The organism is Embleya sp. NPDC050154 (assembly GCF_044460165.1).
Classification (GTDB): domain Bacteria; phylum Actinomycetota; class Actinomycetes; order Streptomycetales; family Streptomycetaceae; genus Embleya.
On sequence record NZ_JBITJP010000002.1, the window covers coordinates 340,810 to 357,347 of the forward strand.

The 16,538-nt window shown below is 71.6% G+C and carries 13 protein-coding genes; 1 reads left to right on the forward strand and 12 read right to left on the reverse strand.

Annotation, left to right across the window (positions count from 1 at the left end; translation table 11 throughout):
- Positions 1-40 precede the first annotated feature (40 nt).
- Genes ACIBSV_RS05125 through ACIBSV_RS05145 form a run of 5 tightly spaced genes read right to left on the reverse strand, consistent with a single transcriptional unit; the run spans position 41 to position 7,152 of the window.
- Positions 41-946 carry a DUF4231 domain-containing protein gene (locus ACIBSV_RS05125; RefSeq protein ID WP_395859585.1) on the reverse strand — a complete coding sequence of 302 codons (906 nt, stop codon included), beginning with the start codon at positions 944-946 and terminating at the stop codon, positions 41-43.
- Positions 943-2,280, reverse strand: a complete 1,338-nt coding sequence (locus ACIBSV_RS05130; RefSeq protein ID WP_395859587.1) for a toll/interleukin-1 receptor domain-containing protein — start codon at positions 2,278-2,280, stop codon at positions 943-945. Before ACIBSV_RS05130 ends, ACIBSV_RS05125 begins: the two co-directional genes overlap by 4 nt.
- Positions 2,277-5,219 (reverse strand): hypothetical protein, encoded by a 2,943-nt coding sequence (locus tag ACIBSV_RS05135; RefSeq protein WP_395859588.1) that lies wholly within the window; start codon positions 5,217-5,219, stop codon positions 2,277-2,279. Before ACIBSV_RS05135 ends, ACIBSV_RS05130 begins: the two co-directional genes overlap by 4 nt.
- The gene (locus ACIBSV_RS05140; protein WP_395859589.1) at positions 5,216-6,211 is read right to left on the reverse strand and encodes a hypothetical protein; all 996 of its coding nucleotides are present in this window, start codon (positions 6,209-6,211) and stop codon (positions 5,216-5,218) included. The genes ACIBSV_RS05135 and ACIBSV_RS05140 overlap by 4 nt, the downstream gene beginning before the upstream one ends.
- Complete coding sequence (locus ACIBSV_RS05145; protein WP_395859590.1) at positions 6,208-7,152, reverse strand: AAA family ATPase; 945 nt, start codon at positions 7,150-7,152, stop codon at positions 6,208-6,210. The genes ACIBSV_RS05140 and ACIBSV_RS05145 overlap by 4 nt, the downstream gene beginning before the upstream one ends.
- A 244-nt stretch (positions 7,153-7,396) precedes the next feature.
- Between ACIBSV_RS05145 and ACIBSV_RS05150 the strand changes: the two genes are divergently transcribed.
- Entirely contained in the window at positions 7,397-7,963 is a 567-nt protein-coding gene (locus tag ACIBSV_RS05150) for a prepilin peptidase (RefSeq protein WP_395859591.1), read from the forward strand.
- Between the two features lie 80 nt (positions 7,964-8,043).
- On the opposite strand, the gene ACIBSV_RS05155 is transcribed toward ACIBSV_RS05150, so the two are convergent.
- The 7 genes from ACIBSV_RS05155 to ACIBSV_RS05185 all read right to left on the reverse strand — a co-directional run bounded on the left by ACIBSV_RS05155 (position 8,044) and on the right by ACIBSV_RS05185 (position 16,535).
- Positions 8,044-12,867, reverse strand: coding sequence for a LysM peptidoglycan-binding domain-containing protein (locus tag ACIBSV_RS05155; RefSeq protein ID WP_395859592.1), 4,824 nt, complete (start codon positions 12,865-12,867; stop codon positions 8,044-8,046).
- On the reverse strand, positions 12,864-13,334 hold the full coding sequence (locus tag ACIBSV_RS05160) for a pilus assembly protein TadG-related protein (RefSeq protein WP_395859593.1): 471 nt from the start codon (positions 13,332-13,334) through the stop codon (positions 12,864-12,866). The genes ACIBSV_RS05155 and ACIBSV_RS05160 overlap by 4 nt, the downstream gene beginning before the upstream one ends.
- The gene (locus ACIBSV_RS05165) at positions 13,331-13,774 is read right to left on the reverse strand and encodes a TadE family protein (RefSeq protein ID WP_395859594.1); all 444 of its coding nucleotides are present in this window, start codon (positions 13,772-13,774) and stop codon (positions 13,331-13,333) included. The genes ACIBSV_RS05160 and ACIBSV_RS05165 overlap by 4 nt, the downstream gene beginning before the upstream one ends.
- Before the next feature lie 17 nt (positions 13,775-13,791).
- A complete protein-coding gene (locus ACIBSV_RS05170; RefSeq protein WP_395859595.1) occupies positions 13,792-14,235 on the reverse strand; it encodes a TadE family protein in 444 nt (147 codons plus the stop codon).
- A gap of 19 nt (positions 14,236-14,254) precedes the next feature.
- Positions 14,255-14,557 (reverse strand): hypothetical protein, encoded by a 303-nt coding sequence (locus ACIBSV_RS05175; protein WP_395859596.1) that lies wholly within the window; start codon positions 14,555-14,557, stop codon positions 14,255-14,257.
- Between the two features lie 134 nt (positions 14,558-14,691).
- Positions 14,692-15,567 carry a type II secretion system F family protein gene (locus tag ACIBSV_RS05180; RefSeq protein WP_395859597.1) on the reverse strand — a complete coding sequence of 292 codons (876 nt, stop codon included), beginning with the start codon at positions 15,565-15,567 and terminating at the stop codon, positions 14,692-14,694.
- Positions 15,564-16,535, reverse strand: coding sequence for a type II secretion system F family protein (locus tag ACIBSV_RS05185; RefSeq protein WP_395859598.1), 972 nt, complete (start codon positions 16,533-16,535; stop codon positions 15,564-15,566). The genes ACIBSV_RS05180 and ACIBSV_RS05185 overlap by 4 nt, the downstream gene beginning before the upstream one ends.
- Positions 16,536-16,538 lie beyond the last annotated feature (3 nt).

Consider the following 16,538-nt stretch of genomic DNA (forward strand, 5'->3'; position numbering starts at 1 on the left):
ACTTCGCGACGCGGTCGACCAACCCCCGCCTCCGCGGCGCCTACTGCGGCGGCCCCGGATCCGCGTGCGCCGCCCGCGCCATCCACCCCTGCGTCTCGATCGAGATGACGTTCTCGCACCGCTCCACGAACCGCGCCTCCTCGGCCGGATCCAGCGGCATCCGCGCCACCCGATCGTCGCGCAACCGGCGTAACTGCTCGGCGGTCCGGGCGAACGAGATGAGGTTCTCCTGGTACCGAACGCCGTATCCGTACAACATCACCGACGCCGAGACCGTCGTAACCACCGGCACCCATGCCCCGAGCCGACCGCCACCCACCGTGCCCGCCACCGCCGCGAGCGCCATGCCGGTGAGCGCCAACACGAACTCGGCGAACTGGATCCGGGCCAACCCCCGCCGCATCCGCGACACCTGCGTCCGGTAGTAGCCGTCCGCCTGAACGTCGATCCGCTCGCGCACATAGCCGTCCACATCGTGCACGGCCGGCGGCGCCGGCTGTTCCGCCGGAGCCAACACCGGCAGCAAACCCAGCAGTTCGCCCGCCTCGTCCTCGAAAGAGGCACGCCGTGCGGACAATCGCGCCCGACGCTCGGCCACCGCGCCCGCGTACGGATCACTCACCGTCAGGTAGAGGTAGACCTCGCTCTTGAGCCCCTCGCTGACCGAACGCAGCCGCGTCCAGGCCTCGATCCGGGCCGGTGGCAGCCGCAGCGACGTCACCAGCGGAACCAGTCCCACACACAGCGCGCCGATCAGTGACAGCACCTTGCCCGGATCACCGGACACCTGCGTACCCGCCGTGACCGATACCGCGCCGGCAACCCCCAACATCAGCCGGACCAGCCGCCATCGCTGCACCGACGCCTTGGCCGCCGACGCGGCGAGCGACCAGCGACGCTGCGCGTGCCAGGTCTGTTCGAGCACCGGATCCGTACCGACGGTCACGCGGGCCTCCTGGGCGGATCGGGTCGTTCCGGAAGTCCGGCCAGAAGCATCGCCCGGCCGTGCGTACGCCTCAACTCCCCTTCACCGGAAGGTGTCAACGGCGCCAGTTCGATCGCCTCCACCGGTCCGCACGCGCCGACCCGGTCGGTGAGGAACAACAACAGCAGGCACGGGAAGGCCACCCGCAGCTCACGCACCAACGCCGCGTCCGGCAGGTGCCGGATGACCACCACGATCGGTCCGGTCTCCAGTGCGTGCGCCTCGATCACCTCACGGAACCCGACCTCGCCCTCCAACTCCGGGTCGTCGTAGCCGTCGTAGTCCATGTACCCCGCCACCGCGTCCCGGATCGCGGCGACCAGACCCGCCGCCATCCGGGCGCCGGCCGGCACCGTGACCTCCACATGCGGCCACGGACGCGGATGTCCGCTGGCGCGGAGCAGGTACGCCCGCAGGGTCCCGTCGCGCGTCGCGGTGAGCACGGCGACCCGCCCGTCCTCGCGCCCGCGCAACTCGCCCAGTTGCGCGGCGGCCAGCGTGGGCACCCGCGCGTACACCACACTGAGGTCGGCCACCGTGCCCGCCGGCTCCGACCGCAGCACCGGCAGCACCTCGCCCAGCGCCCGCACCAGCGGGTCGGGTTCGCGCCGGGGCGCAGGAGCGCGCTCGGTCAACAACGCCTCGCTGAGCCGTTCACGGAGCACTTCGCGGTCGAGCCGCTCACGCACCCCCAGCACCTCCGCGGCGGCCCGAAGCGGTCCCTCGTACGCCTCGCCCAGCGCGGAGGTCACCGCGTTGCGCGTGGGCGAGGAGCGGTCCAGGTGCCAAAGCCGGATCTGCGCCAGATCCGCACACAGCTTGGCGGGCAGCCGACCGCCGGCGATCTCGTCGTCGGCCCAGTCGCACATGTCCACCTCGCCGAGATGGATCGCCTTGAGCGCGCTCGCGGCGAGATCGACGCGGCGCACGTCCGGCAACTTCAGCGCGATGAAGCGATATCGGGCGTCGACCCGCCGCCTGCCGTCCGCGATGCCGGCCTCGTAGCCGACGTTCGCCGACTCCAGCGCGTGCCGGGACAGCAGCAGCACGGTGGCCTGACTGCCGTGCAGTTCCAGCGCGATCTCCTGCTGCCATCCGTCGCCGCTGCGCAGGAAGTCCTTGTCGTACACGGCCTCGAAGCCCTCGGCGCTCAACCGTTCGACCAACGCGTCGCGCGCTTCCAGGCATCGACAACAGACCTGTCCCGGCTTCGCCCGCGTGCTGTGGCTGACGAAGATCCGCGGACGAGGTGTCGGGGCGGCACCCGGCCGGTCGAAGGCGTGATGGGCCGTCACGAGCGGCTCGCGTAGAGCTCGTTGGACGTCAGCAGCCGGAACCAGCGGTATTCGTGGGCGGCGAGGGTGACCATCGCCGGCGACCTGTCGCCGAGCGTGCGCGTCGGTTGCGGCCCCGAGAGGTCCAGCAGGTCCACGAGCCTGCCGGGCGGCAGACTGGGCGTGGTCAGCGCGACGGTGCCTCGCCGTGTACCGAGGTTCGCCACGCAGACCACGATGTCGTCCTCGTAGCGCCGCGACAGCACAACCACGTCCGAGTCGCCGGAGCCCAGTCGTGTCGCGGTGCCCCGGGCAAGTGCCCGCTCCCGTCCGCGCACCCGCAGCAGCGCCGCGACGGCGTCGCCCGGGGGACCGACAGGCAGCCCGGCCACGGCCCGAAGTCCCGGTAGCGCGAGCGCGACCGAGGCCATCGCCCCCGCACGCGTCGGTTCCCTCCCGATCCCGGTCGACAGCGACAGGGTCCAATCCGGTACGGCGCCCGCGAACGGTTGCCCGGTCTCCATGAGCGCCAGCGCCTGCGGCACCGATCGAGTGCCCTGGGCGAGCACGAGATGGCAACACTCGTCACCCGCACGCGGCGCCGACTCGCCGACCGCGCCGCGATCGAGCACGAGCACCCGCCCCGGATGCTCGTCCACCAACCGCCGCAGCGCCCGCAGGAATTCCACCGTCGGGTCGCCCCGGCCGGTCGAGGTGTCGCCGCCGGAAACCGGACGCGACGGCAACACCCGTACGCCTGCGGCGCCCGCCGCCAGCAACTCGGCGCAGTAGCGCAACAATCGGGGTCCGCGGCCGCTCCGGACCGCGTCCGAACCGGGCGCGACCTGCACATCGACCAGCATCCTGATGCCGGCCGCCCCGGCCGCGCGCAGGATCTCCCCGGCGGCCACCGAGCCGGGACGCCCGGGGGTCGATTCCCGTATCGGCACGGGTAGGCATACGCAGCCGATGCCCGAGCGCACGACGGACTCCAGGTCTGCGGCACGCACGGGCATCGTGGCGACCAGGGTGTCCAGCAGCCAACCCGTTTCCGGGTCCGCGTTCCGGGCCGGCGTGAGCAGCACGGTCCGGCCGTCCTCGGCCCGCAGTTCGACCGGGCCGCCTCGGCCGACCACGGTGAACTCCCACGGACTCGCCGCCGAGATGCTCACCGCCGGGAACGGCAGCGGCACTTCGCGCATGCGACCCGACATCGTCGTACCGTCCCATCTCAGCAACCGGCCCGCCCGGTCCACGGCCGCGGTCCCGGCTCCGCCGCGGCTGATCGCGACGGACACGATGTCCGTGCTCAGGCCGCCGCCCCGGACGACATGGGTCGTGTCGGGGGTCGGCATCAGCACGAGTTGCGGGCCGGTCTGCGCGAAGAGCAGCGGACGGCCGCCGTGCGCGCTGGTGATCGCGGTCACCGGCAGCACGTCGGCGCGTGCCTCGGACCGGATCGCACCGCCTCCCGCGAGGTCGACGAACTCCGGTTCCACACCACCACGCACGATCACCAGCTCCGACGACTCGGCCCCGACCCAGATCCGCAGACCCACTTCGGCCGACCGGGACAGGTACGTCGGCGGATCCATCGGTGCGTCCGGCCGGACCATACACACGCCATGCTCGTTGGCCACGACCACCCACCGCGTCGGCGACAAGCGGTCGGGCGTGGCGACGACCGCGTCACGGATCTCCCCCAGGCCGCCGATGGACACCGTCTCGGCCCCTTCGGTCCGCACGACGAGCAACCGATCCTCGGCCACCAGCAGAACCGTCCCGGTCCGGTCATCTACCCGCAGCAGGCGCGGAGTTCCCTGGAGCGGTACGGTCCGGCGCAGCTTTCCCTGCCACAGCAGCAATTCCGTCCCCTCACCCGCCGAACGCAGCGCCGCTCGGAGCCGGCCGTCCGCCGACGCGTCCGTGGCCCCGAAGACCGTCTCCGTGTTCATGAGGCGGCGGCCCGTCAGCGGGTCCCGATCGGTGGACTTCACGGCGAGTTCGGCGAACACCGCGACCGGCACCCGAACCGACTCGTCGGTTCCCAGCTCCACCACGTGGCCCTGGGTCGTAGCCTCCCCCGGTCCCGCCAACTCGACCCGTACCCGTTCCCCGTCCGGGACTTCCAGCACCCGCGACCCCGGTGCCGGCGGGCGGCTGAGGGTCAGGCCGGCATCGTCCAGCCGCACCCCGAGTTCCGCGCGGCCCCGCACCGGCATCCGGGTCGCGGCCGCCCGTGCCGCCGCGACCCGGGCCGTTCCGTGCCGATCGACCACCCAGCCCGGCGGATCGACCGCCAGCCGGGCCGCCGCCGAGATCAGCAGCGTGCGGGCCGGTGCGGCGTCCTCGAGCACTCGGGGCAGCCTGGGCAGGAAGTGCACGAGCCAACGGGAGAGATCGTCGGCCGACGCGCCGTCGGGAGCACCGGCCGAGATCCCGGCGGCAAAGCCCGCCAGTTCGGCCTCTGTGTCCACCCACCGCTCACCGGCGTCGGCCAGCGCGAGTCGCGTGTAGCGCCGGACCAACTCCGGTGCCTCGCGCTGCATGTCCTCGGTCAGGGAGAGCACCGCCTTCCACTGCCGCCGGTCCCGCGACAAATCGTGCCGCAACCCGGCCGCGATCAGCGGATCGAGCACCATGGCCCGCGCGTCGGCGGACTCGATCAGCGGCGAGAACCAGAGGTCCGCCTCCAGCCCCGCCGCACTGTCCGGGACGAATGTCAGGCGCGCCCGCCGAACGAACGCCGGCGCGGCGTGCGGGGCCAGGCACAGGGCCCGGGCCAGCGTGTACAACGGCGGATCAGTCTCGGCCAGCCACCGCAGATAGCGCAACTCCGCCGATCCGTCGGGTTCGACGCCGTCCGGCGGGCTGTCGAGGTCCGGCGGGGCATCCTCGTCCGGCCGCGCGTCGCGGGCGGGTGCCGGGCGCGCGTCGAGGGGCTCGCGTGGACCTGTCATCGCCGCACCCCCTCCCCCGCCCGCCGAGTCTCCCGCCGCGCCGCGCGAATCGAGGTCCGCCGATCCAGCGGCACCATCGCCACGCGCCGGCGCAGCGCCCACGGATGCGCCCGCGCCTCGTACGGCGTCAGGCACACCACCGGACATCCGGCACGGCGTACCGCGTCGATCCAATCCCGCCACTCGGTCGAACCGGCCGCGGCGGCGGCACTGAACGGCAGCCTGCGCAGCCCCAGATCCGACACCAGCACCACAGGCGTACCCGCCGCCGGCGCCCGGTAGGCCACCGGCACACGGCGCCCGACCGCACGCACGCCGCGCCACGGGGTTCCCTGAAAGCGCAGCACCTCGACCCGGTCCCGCCCGACCACCGCATCCGCGAGTTGGCGCAACCACCGCTGGTCGAACCGGAACGGCCGCATGGACTCGCCCCCATCCAACAGGAGTTGTATGCCCAGCCGGGTGGTCGGCCGCGCTCGGAAGGGCAGCGTTCGGACCAGCCCGCGATCGGCCACCCCGCGCACCAGCGCACGTTCGTCCAATACGCGGCCGATCACGTCGGTCGACGTCGCCGCGAACATCACCCCCGGCGCCCAGCGCTCCGGCCACACCGGCTCGGGCGCGCCATCGCGCGAACCGGAGTCCAGCAACCGTTGTACGTCGACCCCATCCGATTCGGCCGCCACGACCAGGCCGGAACCCGGGCTCGGTTCACGCAGCACCAGCAACGTGCAGCCCCCGTCTGCCTCCCGCGGCGGCGGCACGGGCGCGCTCACGACGGCAGGCGACTCGTCCCGCGTCCCGCCCGGCTCGTCGGGGTCCGCCGCCGGCGGAGTCCGGGCCGAAGTGCCCTCCGGCTGGCACGAGTCGGCCGCCGTGGACAAGCCCAGCACCCGGGCGATCTCCATCGCCGTATCGACCTCGGTGACCTCCAGCGCGACGATCGCCCGGACCAGGTCGCCGAGATGGACCTGTCCCCGTCCGGCGCTCACCCGCGTGGCCTCGCGCTCCCTCGTCCCTTGCTCAGTGCGACCTCCACGACCAGGTCCCAGGTGCGGCTGCCCGCGGTGACGCCCAGTTCGTGGCACGCGCGCAGCGTGTCGAGGAACTCGGCCGTGCTCGGCCCCGGAGCCGACTCGGATTCGTTGGCGATCTTCAGCAGATGGTCGGCGACCTGCTCGGCCATGGATTCGTCGTAGGCGGCGCCGAGATGACCGCTCGCCACCTTCAACAGATGTGTGCGATCCGGGGCTTCGAGGGAGAGCAGGATGCAGCGGCGCACGAAGGGCGCGGGCAACTCCCGTTCGTTGTTGCTGGTGATCACCACCAGCGGCTCGGCCCCCGGGCGCGCGCGCACCTCCTCGCCGTCCGGGCCGGTGAAGCGCAGCGTGTCGAGCGGTACCAGCAGGCTGTTCGGCAGGTCCGGATCGGCCTTGTCGATCTCGTCGATCAGCACCACGGACAGCGGAGCGGGACCGGTGTGCCGGCCGTACACCGGCCCGTCCTCCGGCGCCTGCGCGGCCCGACCGGACATGGTGCGATATGGATCGAAAGCCTTCCACAACACGCCCTGCGCGCAGTACGCGCCGATGGTCGGCGCGACCTCGCGGACCTGCGCGTCGTTGAGCCGACGGAGCGCGTCGAACCGCCACAGCAGGTCATCGGGTTCGGTGCGCGCGGTGATCACCTCGGTGTGGCAGACCCGCCCCAGGTGACGCGCGACGTTCGGCGCGAGCGTGGACTTGCCCGACCCCGGAGGCCCGAAGACCAGCAACGGCCGCCGAGTCGCCAGCGCCACGTTGACCGCCAGCACGATGCGCTCGTCGTCGAACACGTACACGCCGTCGTCCGACGTCGTACCGCCGGTTCCGAACTCCGGTGCGGACGCGAGAGGTGGCTGCCGGAACGGGTCGAACGCCATGGTTTTGGACACGTCCCCAGTGTGCCGCCCGACCGGCTGCCTCGGTACGGATTCCGGCACAAGCGGGTGCGACCCGATCCCGGTTCGCTCCCGGTTCGATCCGGATTCGACCCCGATCCGGCCCGATCCGTCCCGGCGCGCCGGTCGATCCGGTGCGGGGACGGCGTGGGGAGTCCACCCGGATGGCACTGCGGCGGCGTCCGAGTCCCGCGGGCCCGGTGCCGAGTCCGTCGTCTGTCTGACAGGATCCGATGCCGTGCGGATATCTCCGATTCATCTCGACGCGGACACCGCCGGCGTGCTGCGTCGCGACCGACTCGTGATCGCGGGCGCGTTCGTGCTCACCGCCGGCGCGTTGTCGTGGCGGGTGGGCATCCAGGCGGTGCTGCCCGCCTTTCTGGCCTTCGTGTTGCTCGCCTCGGCACTCGTGGTGTGCGACGCCAGGCTGATGCGGCTCCCCGATCCGCTGACCCTGCCCGGCTATCCCGTGCTCGCCGCGCTGTTGCTCGCCCCGCTCGACTGGGACGCCTACCTGCGCGCGCTGTTCGCGATGGCCGCGGCGTACGCCCTGCACCTCGTGCTCGCGCTCTGCGGTCTGGGCATCGGCCTCGGCGACGCCAAGGCGGCCGGCCTGGTCGGCCTGGTGCTCGGCTGGCTGTCCTGGGCCGCGCTCGTCCAGGGGCTGGTCCTGGCGTACGTCTGCGTGGGCCTGTACGCGATCGCCCTCGCCGCGACCCGGCGCGCGGGTCGGGGCAGCGTAGTCCCGTTCGGCCCGTTCCTGCTCGGCGCGGCAGTACTGGTGATGCTGATTCGCGGGGCGTGACCGGGCCCGGGCACCAGGCCCGCCCGGTGCCCGATCCGGCGGGCGGAGCGGCGCGGTTCGCCGATCCGCCCGCCGCCGGGTCAGTCGTCCAACAGGTCCCGCAGCAACTCCACGGTGAGCGGCTCCGGTTCCGCGCCCAGGCCGGCCAGCAATCCGTCCAACCGGTCGACGTAGTAGTCCAACTCGGCACGATCGCCGGTTATGTGCGTCGCCCGGAACATCGTGCGGTAGAGCATCTGCGACTCCGGGCACACCACCAGGCCGACCGAGCAGGCCCGCTTGGCGGCCTGCGGGTCGTGGTTGTCCAGGTGGTAGTCCGCCAGTCGGGCAGCCACGTCCACGATCTCGGCGATCATCTGCTGACGGAACGGCTCGGCCCAGACGTAGCGGCGCGGGCCCACCCCGTCGAACGGCGCGTCGCGCACTATGTCCAGCGCCCTCGCGTAGTCCATCGCCACCTCGTGGTTCCCGTACAGGCCGGGCGCCACCAACTCACGGAAGCGGAACCAGTCGCACGCGAAGCCCGGCCCGAAGGCATAGCCCCCGCCGCCGACCGCCGCCGGCAGGTGGCTCGTACCGTCCTGTCCGATGCCCACCCAGCGGCGCAGTTGGCTGATCGCCGAGTTGCGCGCGGTGGCGGTGACCCCCAGCGGCCACACGGCGGCGTCGAGTTCGGTCAGCGGACGGCCCGGGTGCAGCGCGATCCACGCGCCGAGTTCGGTGAGCCGTGCGCGTCGGCCGTGCTCGACCTCCTCGCCCACACCGATCAGATCGACCTGACCCAGGATCCGAATCTCCGGGTAGGTCGGCGCGAAGCCCTCCGAGGCCAGGCCCGGCGCGACCGGCGCCTCGGCCGGGAGCGCGGCGACCGGCGGCGCGACGTCCCACGTCGAACCCACCTCCGGGGCGTCCACCACGGCGGCCTCCGCCTCCGGCGCGACCACCAGGAACATCCCGGAGTCCTCGGCGGTCAGCCCCTCCTGGACGGTCGGGCCCTCCTGAACGGCCAGGCCCTCCTGGACCTGGCCCGGCGCACCCCAGTACTCGGCCGACGGCATCTCGACGCCGCCCGCGGGGGCATCCACCGTCGGGGGCACCGCGCGTGTCCGCTCGGCCGGCGCCGGAGCGGTCCGTCCGCGCTCGCCGCCCTGCATCAGGTCGACCTCGTCGTCCGGGCCCAGGACCTGGACCCCGGGGCCGGTGAGCACGTCGGCCCGAACGCCGCCGTGTCCGTTGGCGGCATGGGCCGGGTAGGCCGCGAAGGCGCCCTCCGGGGCCTCCTCGACATCCCACGGCACGGCTTGTTCTCCAGTGCTGGTCCGAGCCTCGATCGGCACTGCTGTTCCCTCGTCCGGGGCCTCTGCGGCCGCCACCGAGTCGGCCGGTGGTCCGGCATCCCCGGCGGATGCGTAGGGGTGATCCTCGGGATCGTCCACCCCTTCGAGTCCTATTTCGTCGTGTCCGGTGTCCTCGGGCGTCCGCTCGTCGACCAACGGGTCGTGCGCATCGCGGCGTTCCGAAAACACAGGCGCTCCGAAAACCGGTTCGCCGAGTGTCGCGTCCGCCGGGTCCGCCGCCTCGGACACCGGAGTCCCGAGCGCGGCCACCTCGAATTCCATCGTCCCCGAAGCCGATTCCTGCCGGTCCGGCATGGCGTCGACGGCCTCCTGGGCGTTCGGTTCGGCGTACACCGACCCGGTACGGACCGACCCCTCGACGGCCGGCTCCTCGAAGGATGGCGCCACGGGCGCTTCGCCGCCATATGGCGGATGCGCGTACGGCGTTTCCACATAGGGCGGTTCGGCATATGACTGATCCGCGTACCCGGGCTCCGAGTCGGTCGATTCCCCGGCGCCCACGTCGGCCGCCGCCTTTGCTTCCTGCGCGGATTGCGGGTACGCCGCCGGCTCTGCCGGGTCGGTGCCGTCCGGACCGACCACCGGCGGCTGGAACAACTCCGGTTCGTAGGGGCGCTCGACCTCGTCGGGGGACTGCGCGTCGTACTCGTGCGGGTCCTCGGGCAGCCAGGGCAACGGCAGCGAACCGGTGTCCTCGGTCGATCCGAGCCGTCGTTCGATCCGCTCCGGAGGTGCCAACGGCCCACCGGGCAGCGGATATACGGCCGTGCCCCAGGATCCGGGACCCGAGCCCGCACCCGAGCCCGAACCGGCCCGCCCATCCCGACCCGACCCGCCCGTGGGTCGTCCGGGTGCGGCGAACGCCCGCTCGTCCGGCTCCGGATCGGTGGGATCCGGCTGGTAGTAGCCGGGTACCGGATCGGCCCCGGCATCGGCCTCGGTCGCGACGCCGCCGCCCACCCGGGCCGGCCGCTCCATGCCGCCGACCGCGGACCACGCGGCCGTGGACATGCTGCCGCCGACGGACGCGGCCCCCGCGTGTGCCGGTTCCGGCTCGCGTGCGGGACGTCGAACCGGGATCAACGGCTCTTCGGCGGGCACGCCGTCCAGATCCTTGGAGACGGTGAACATGCTCACCAGGGCCTGGTATTGCCGGTCTTCGAGCCGCTGCACGTGTACGTCCGTGTTGATCCGACTCGGCGTCACCACACCGGGGATCGTGGGCAGCCGGGTCACACCGAGCCCACTGAGCCAGGGCTCGGCGTGGATCGGCGCGATGATCGCGGCGGCCGCGCGCGGATAGGTGTTGGTCAACCGCTGGATGTGCGGGACGTGCGCCTCGGTCAGCGGCTCCAGGGACAGCACGATCTCCGGCGGCCAAGTGTCGGGCAGGATGCCCTTGGTACGGGCCTGGCGCGGCGAGGTGAGTTTGGCGTCGTCGAGCAGGCCGACCACCTCGTCGGACCAGGTCGCCAGGCGGCCCAGCGCCTCGTCCAGCGAGTAGGCGTAGCGCAGTTGTTGCCGACCCTCACGCTCCACGTCACGCAGTTCGCGACCGAAGCCGACCACGGTCACGCACAGGTCGTCGCTCCACACGTTGGAGAGCAGTTCGACCGCCAGCGCGCGCAGCACCGCGAGGTTGTCCTCGCCCGAGCCATCGGTCAGTCCGACCACGCCGAGCGATTCGAGGTCCACCAGCAGTTGCCTGCCGTCGTCGGTTTCGCCGAGCACGGCGAGCGCGGGGTAGGGCGCCGGGACGTTGGCCGCCGCGCTGCTGTGCAGCAACTCGGCGTCCGCCGGGCAGGTCCAGTGCATGTGGTCGCCGTGTACCGCCTCGAACGGATACAGCGGCGGTGACGGCGCGGCCAGGTGCAGTTCGAGTTGACGGTCGGTCAGCTGCACCGAGTCGATCAACGGCAGGGTGCGTCCGGTGTCCGACATCCGCGCGCACAACGTGCGGAGCGTGCGGTCGAACAGGTCGAGCGCGTCCGGGGTTTCGGTGGCGCGCAGTTGTTGTTCGAGGTCGGCGGCCTCCGGCGCCGGCATCGCGATCCGCCGGCCGTCCCGACGCACCGACTGCTGCAGTCGACGGCGCACCAGCAACGCGCCCAGCACCGCCGCGGCGCCCACCGCGCCCAACGCGATGGCGCCGACCGGCAGCGAACGCTCGTCTCCACCCGGGCTTGGCGCCTCGGCACGGCTCCCGGTGGGATTGGTGTTCTCCGCGTTCTGCTTCGGCGTCGGCGCCTGGCTCGGCTTGGCGGGAGCGCTCGGCACGGTGATCGGGTCCTGCTTGGCGATCTGCGGCGGGGTTTCGACGAACGGCTTCTGCTGCTGTTGCGGGTGTTGTTGCTGTTGCGGCGCCTGCTGTTGCGGAGCTTGTTGTTGCGGAGCTTGTTGCTGCGGACCCTGTTGTTGCTGCGGCGCCTGCTGCTGAGGTGGTGCCTGCTGCGGCGGTTGTTGCTGTGGAGGCTGTTGCTGTGGAGGCTGTTGCTGGGGTGCCTGCGGCTGCTGGGCGTCGGTGCCTCCACCACCCGGGATGGACAGCGTCCAGCCGGGCTCGATCGCGTTCGGGTCGGTCAGGGCCGAACCGGTCGGCTGCGGCTTGTCCTTGTTCGCGGCGAAGATCTCGGGATAGCGGTCGCCGTCGCCCAGCAGTTCCTCGGCGATGTCCGACAACGTGTCGCCCGGCTTGACCGTGACCGTCTGCGGCAGCGCCTTCCGGTCGTCGCGCCGGTCCCCGGGTCCATTGTCCGGCGCGTGCGCGGACTTGACCTCGGCGGGCGGCGCCGCGTTCGCGGGCAGCGTCAGCACCCAGCCCTCCTCGACATAGTCCGCCGAGTCGAACTTCTGCCCGTTGGCCATCACCTTGCCGTCGTTGAGCTTGGCGATCTCCGTCCAGCGTTTGCCGTCGCCCAGCCGCTCCTCGGCGATCGTCCACAACGAGTCGCCGCGCTGCACGGTGTGCGTGGGTCCGGCGCTCGTCCCGGGATCCTGTACCCGGACCGGGATCTCCTGCTCGACAGTGCGGCTCGGCGCGCTCGCGACACGCTCCGACGGATGCGGAGCCGCCTGTGCCTCGCCGGCCGCCAACGCGGTACCGGTGGGCAGCAGCAACATGATGCCGCCGATCAGCGCGCCGGCCGCCTTCTGGCTCCAGCCCAGACCGCGAATCCGCGGCGCGGACAACCCCCGTACCTGCGCCGGGATTTCCACCACGACGGAAATCGCGAAGCACAACCACGCGATCCACGCGATGATCGCGAGCGCGGCGATGAAGCCGCTCCCGTCGTCGGGCTCGGTGAGGATCTTGGTGACCTCGTCCAGTCCCGGCAGGCGGTGCGGCAACAACGTCGTGGTGGCCACGACGAGCAGCGCGGGCAGGCCGACCAGCAACGCGAGCAGGACGACGAGGCTGAGCAGGCCGCGTACGAAGTCGAAGAGGAAGCGGCCGAGTCCACGGCGTCGGCCGCGGTCGTCGCGGCTGCGAGCGTGCGCCCGGGTACCGGGACCGGAGCCGGGACGAGGGCCTTGGGTAACGGTCACGGTGCGTCCTCCGGGGCTTGGATCCCATGGACGAGCCCGGCACGGGCATGGCCTCTGACGGTGACGGTGGAGACGCCGAAGAAGGCGGCCACCTTGGTCTTGTAGTGGAGCGTCACCCAGACGTCGACGTTGCGGCCGTCGGGTGTCACGGTGACGATGGCACCGGGATCGATGGACGCGAGGTAGTTGCGCGCCTCGCGCTTGGCGTCCTCGCTCGGCACCACGATCGCGGTGCCCGGAATGGCCTTGGTGGGGTCGATTGCCTGCCCTGCGGCGCGGGCGGCCTCCTGCGCGAACGCGTCGGCCCTGGAATCCGTACGCAGCTTGCCGCCGCCGTCCAGGACCAGCCCGACAAGCAGGATGATCACGGCCATCATGATCGCGAGCATGATGGCCAACGAGCCCCGGTCCCGGGGGTCGCCGGTGACGCCCTCGGCGTACGCGTGAACACGCCGGCGGGTCGTCACTTCGTCCTCTCCCGGTAGGTGTCGATCACCGAGGTGAAGCTGCCCCGCATCGTCTTCGACCCGGGGATGCCGGGGAACGCGATGTCGGACAGCGACACGTTGCAGGTGACGGTGACGGTGACGGTCGCCGCCGTACCGACCGCGGCGCTGAAGCCGTCGACGTTCACGTCGACCGTGCGCCGACTCCTGGGGCAGCCGACCCCCTCCTGCCGCAGCGATCTCTCCACGGCCTCCTCCGCCAGACCCTTCGCGTCACTTCCGTCGCGCGAGATCGACGCCTCCCGCGCGCCCGCCTTCGCCGCCGCGTCCACCCCGTTGCCGGCCACCGAGATCCGCCCGAAGGCGATGACCAGACACAGGAACGCGATCAACACCGGCGCAAGTACCGCTGCCTCCAGGGCGAACGACCCCTCGTCCGCCCGCAGGCTCCCCCTGTACACCCTCGCCCCCCGGATCCTCATCGGCCCGCTGTCGTCCACCGCTCGACGACGCCGTCCGCGTGCTGCGTGATGGTCAGACTCCCGATCCCCGGCACGACCGACAACGACGTACCGCGGACGGTCACCCTGATCCGCACGTCTCCCTCGCGCTTCGGAATCACCTTCAGGTCTTTGAGCATTCCCCCGCTGAGGTCCTTCGCCACATCCCGCCCCCGCTGTTCCGCGGCCGGGATGTCGCCATTGCGACGCCGCGCCTCCTCGACGCTCTCCTTGGCGACCTGCATCGCGACCTCGCGCGCGTACCACCACAGGCAGCCCTGGATCACCGCGAGCAGGACCAGGATGAACATCGGGAAGACGATCGCCATGGTGATGGACATGCCACCACGATCCGGCCCGCCTGCCTTGCGCAGACGGCGCCGGATCGCGTCGTAGGGGTGGCCGTGTGGCACCTTGCTCACGAAGACGTGGTCCGAATCGCTAGTCGGCGTTGGGTACCGGCTCCTGGTACTTGTCGTCGGACTTCTTCAGCCCATCCTGGTATTTCTTGTACATGGTGTAGATCACCGCCGCGACGCTGACCGCGGCCACCATCAGCACCGCGACGATGATCGCCGTCTCGATGCTGACCGCTCCGTGGTCGCGCTCCTTGCGCAGCCGTCGGTAGCGGTCCACCACACCGCCCGTGACGATCAACACGAAGGCGATCGGGGCGGGGGCCAGTTTGTGTACGGCGGTCTCCACGCGATCGAGCACCGCGGGGGACGAGGAACCGATCTGCATTGCCTGTACTCCTTCCGGAGAACGGCTCGGGGTCCGAGGCTGGTTCATACCGAGAAGCTGATTCGTGCCGAGAAACTGATTCGTACCAAGAGGCCGATTCGCGCCAAGGCGCCAATTCGTACCTCGAAGCTGGTTCATACCGAGAACATCCGGGATATCGCCGGGAATCCGAGCAGGATCCCCATGATCACCACGAGCATGGTCCCGGGTACGGTGAGCCGTTCCGAGTCCGCGTTCGCCTGTTCGTGCTCGTTCGCGAGGAGTTCGACGCGCAATGACTGCGACCTGGCCCGCAACGTGCCGTACACCGCAGCACCTTCGGTACCGGCCATCTCGATGATGTCGGCCACGTCCGCGAGTTCGGGGAGGTCGAGGTCCTTGGCCAGATCGCGAAGTCCGTCCCAGGGGTCGGCGCTGCCCACCCGGGCCCGCGCCAACGCGTCCTGGATGCGGACGAACGCCCAACCGTCGCCCACCGCCGCGGCCCGCTCCAGCGCCTCGGCCGGGCCCGCGTCCCCGGCGCGGCCGAGCGCGACCAGGTCCAGATAGGCGGCGGCCGCGTGCTGGAACTCGATCCGGGCGAACTTGGCCTGGTCGCGCAGCGCGAAGTCCGGGATGAACCACATCCCCGCCGCCACCGCCAGGGACAGGAACAGCGGTACGTAGAAGGCCACTCCGATACCTGTTGCCACCAGCACCGCGGAAAGCATCGCGGGCAGCAGCAGGCCGAGCAGGGCCAGCAACGCCTTCGTGCGCACGAACTGGGCGACCGTCTCGCCGACCAGGTCGAGTTCGCGGTGCGGCACCCGAAAGCCCGGGACCCTGCGGGCCAGCGCGACGAGTTGGTCGTCGTACTTGCTGCCGGTCTGCTCGGTGCGCCGCTTGGGCGCTCCGGAGAGCCGATGCAACGCGTTGCCCAGGTCCGGTGGCGCGGGCCACAGTTCACGCACGAGCAGCGCGACGCCCGCACCCAGCACGCAGCCGCTGACGATCATCACGGGTGGGATCACGACCACTCACCCCGCAACACGGGGGCGGTGTGCAGGCCGTCCGCCTGTTGTACGTCCACGGCTTGCGCGGCCTTGACCACGCTGCGCGGGTCGGCGACCAGGAACCGTGGCTTGACCCGGTCCGTGGCCAGCGCCCGCATCCACATCAGGGTGCCGACGTAAGCCATCGCCATCAGCAGCAGGACCAGTTGCCCCATCGCCGTCCCGTACGGCTCCGCGTAGTCGCGGTTGATCACCACGACCAGCCCGGTCACCGCGAGCGTGATGTAGGTGATCCAGCGCACCGCCATCCGGGCCCCGGCCCGGTCCGCCTCGATCGCCCGACGCTGGCGCACCTCTTCGCGCACCGTCGTGGCCAGGTCCTTGAGCGCCATCGCCAAGCCGGGCCCGCGATCCGAGGCGCGCAGGATCAGCGCCGCCGCGATCTTGTCCGCCGTGGCGTCGCCGAGGTCGGCGGCGAACGCGCGCAGCGCCTCGTCCGGACGCCACCGTGACTGCAAACGGCTGACCAGATCGCCGACTTCCTCGACGATCGGCTCCGGGCAGGTCGCCCGCGAGGTGAGGATCGCGTTCTCCAGGCCTGCGCCCAATTCGATCAGGTCGGCGATCCGCCGGGTCCACTCGGCGAGCGCGTCCAGGCGGTTGATGATGGTGCGATCGCTCTTGGTCGGCGCGAGCAGCCACGGCAGCCCGCTGAACGCGGCGATCACGAGCAGCCCGGCCACCAGGAATCCGGTGAACAACCAGACCAGGGCCGCCGCCGCGATGCCGATGCCAAGGCGGATCCGGCGCGCGGTGCGCTGTCGGGCGCTCACCGGGCCCGACCGCAACCGCCTTACCGCCAACTCCAGCCGTCCGGGCGGCTTGGGCGTCGGATCGTCGTAGGTGCCGACGATGCCGACCACCAGACCGATCAGACCGCCGACCAGCAGGCATCCGCACACCGCGACCAACAGCGCGTCTCCCATGCC

Coding starts and splice junctions, on each gene's coding strand:
- ACIBSV_RS05175 (WP_395859596.1), bottom strand. CDS start 14,557: ATGCAGATCGGTTCCTCGTCCCCCGCGGTGCTCGATCGCGTGGAGACC.
- ACIBSV_RS05185 (WP_395859598.1), bottom strand. CDS start 16,535: ATGGGAGACGCGCTGTTGGTCGCGGTGTGCGGATGCCTGCTGGTCGGC.
- ACIBSV_RS05135 (WP_395859588.1), bottom strand. CDS start 5,219: ATGACAGGTCCACGCGAGCCCCTCGACGCGCGCCCGGCACCCGCCCGC.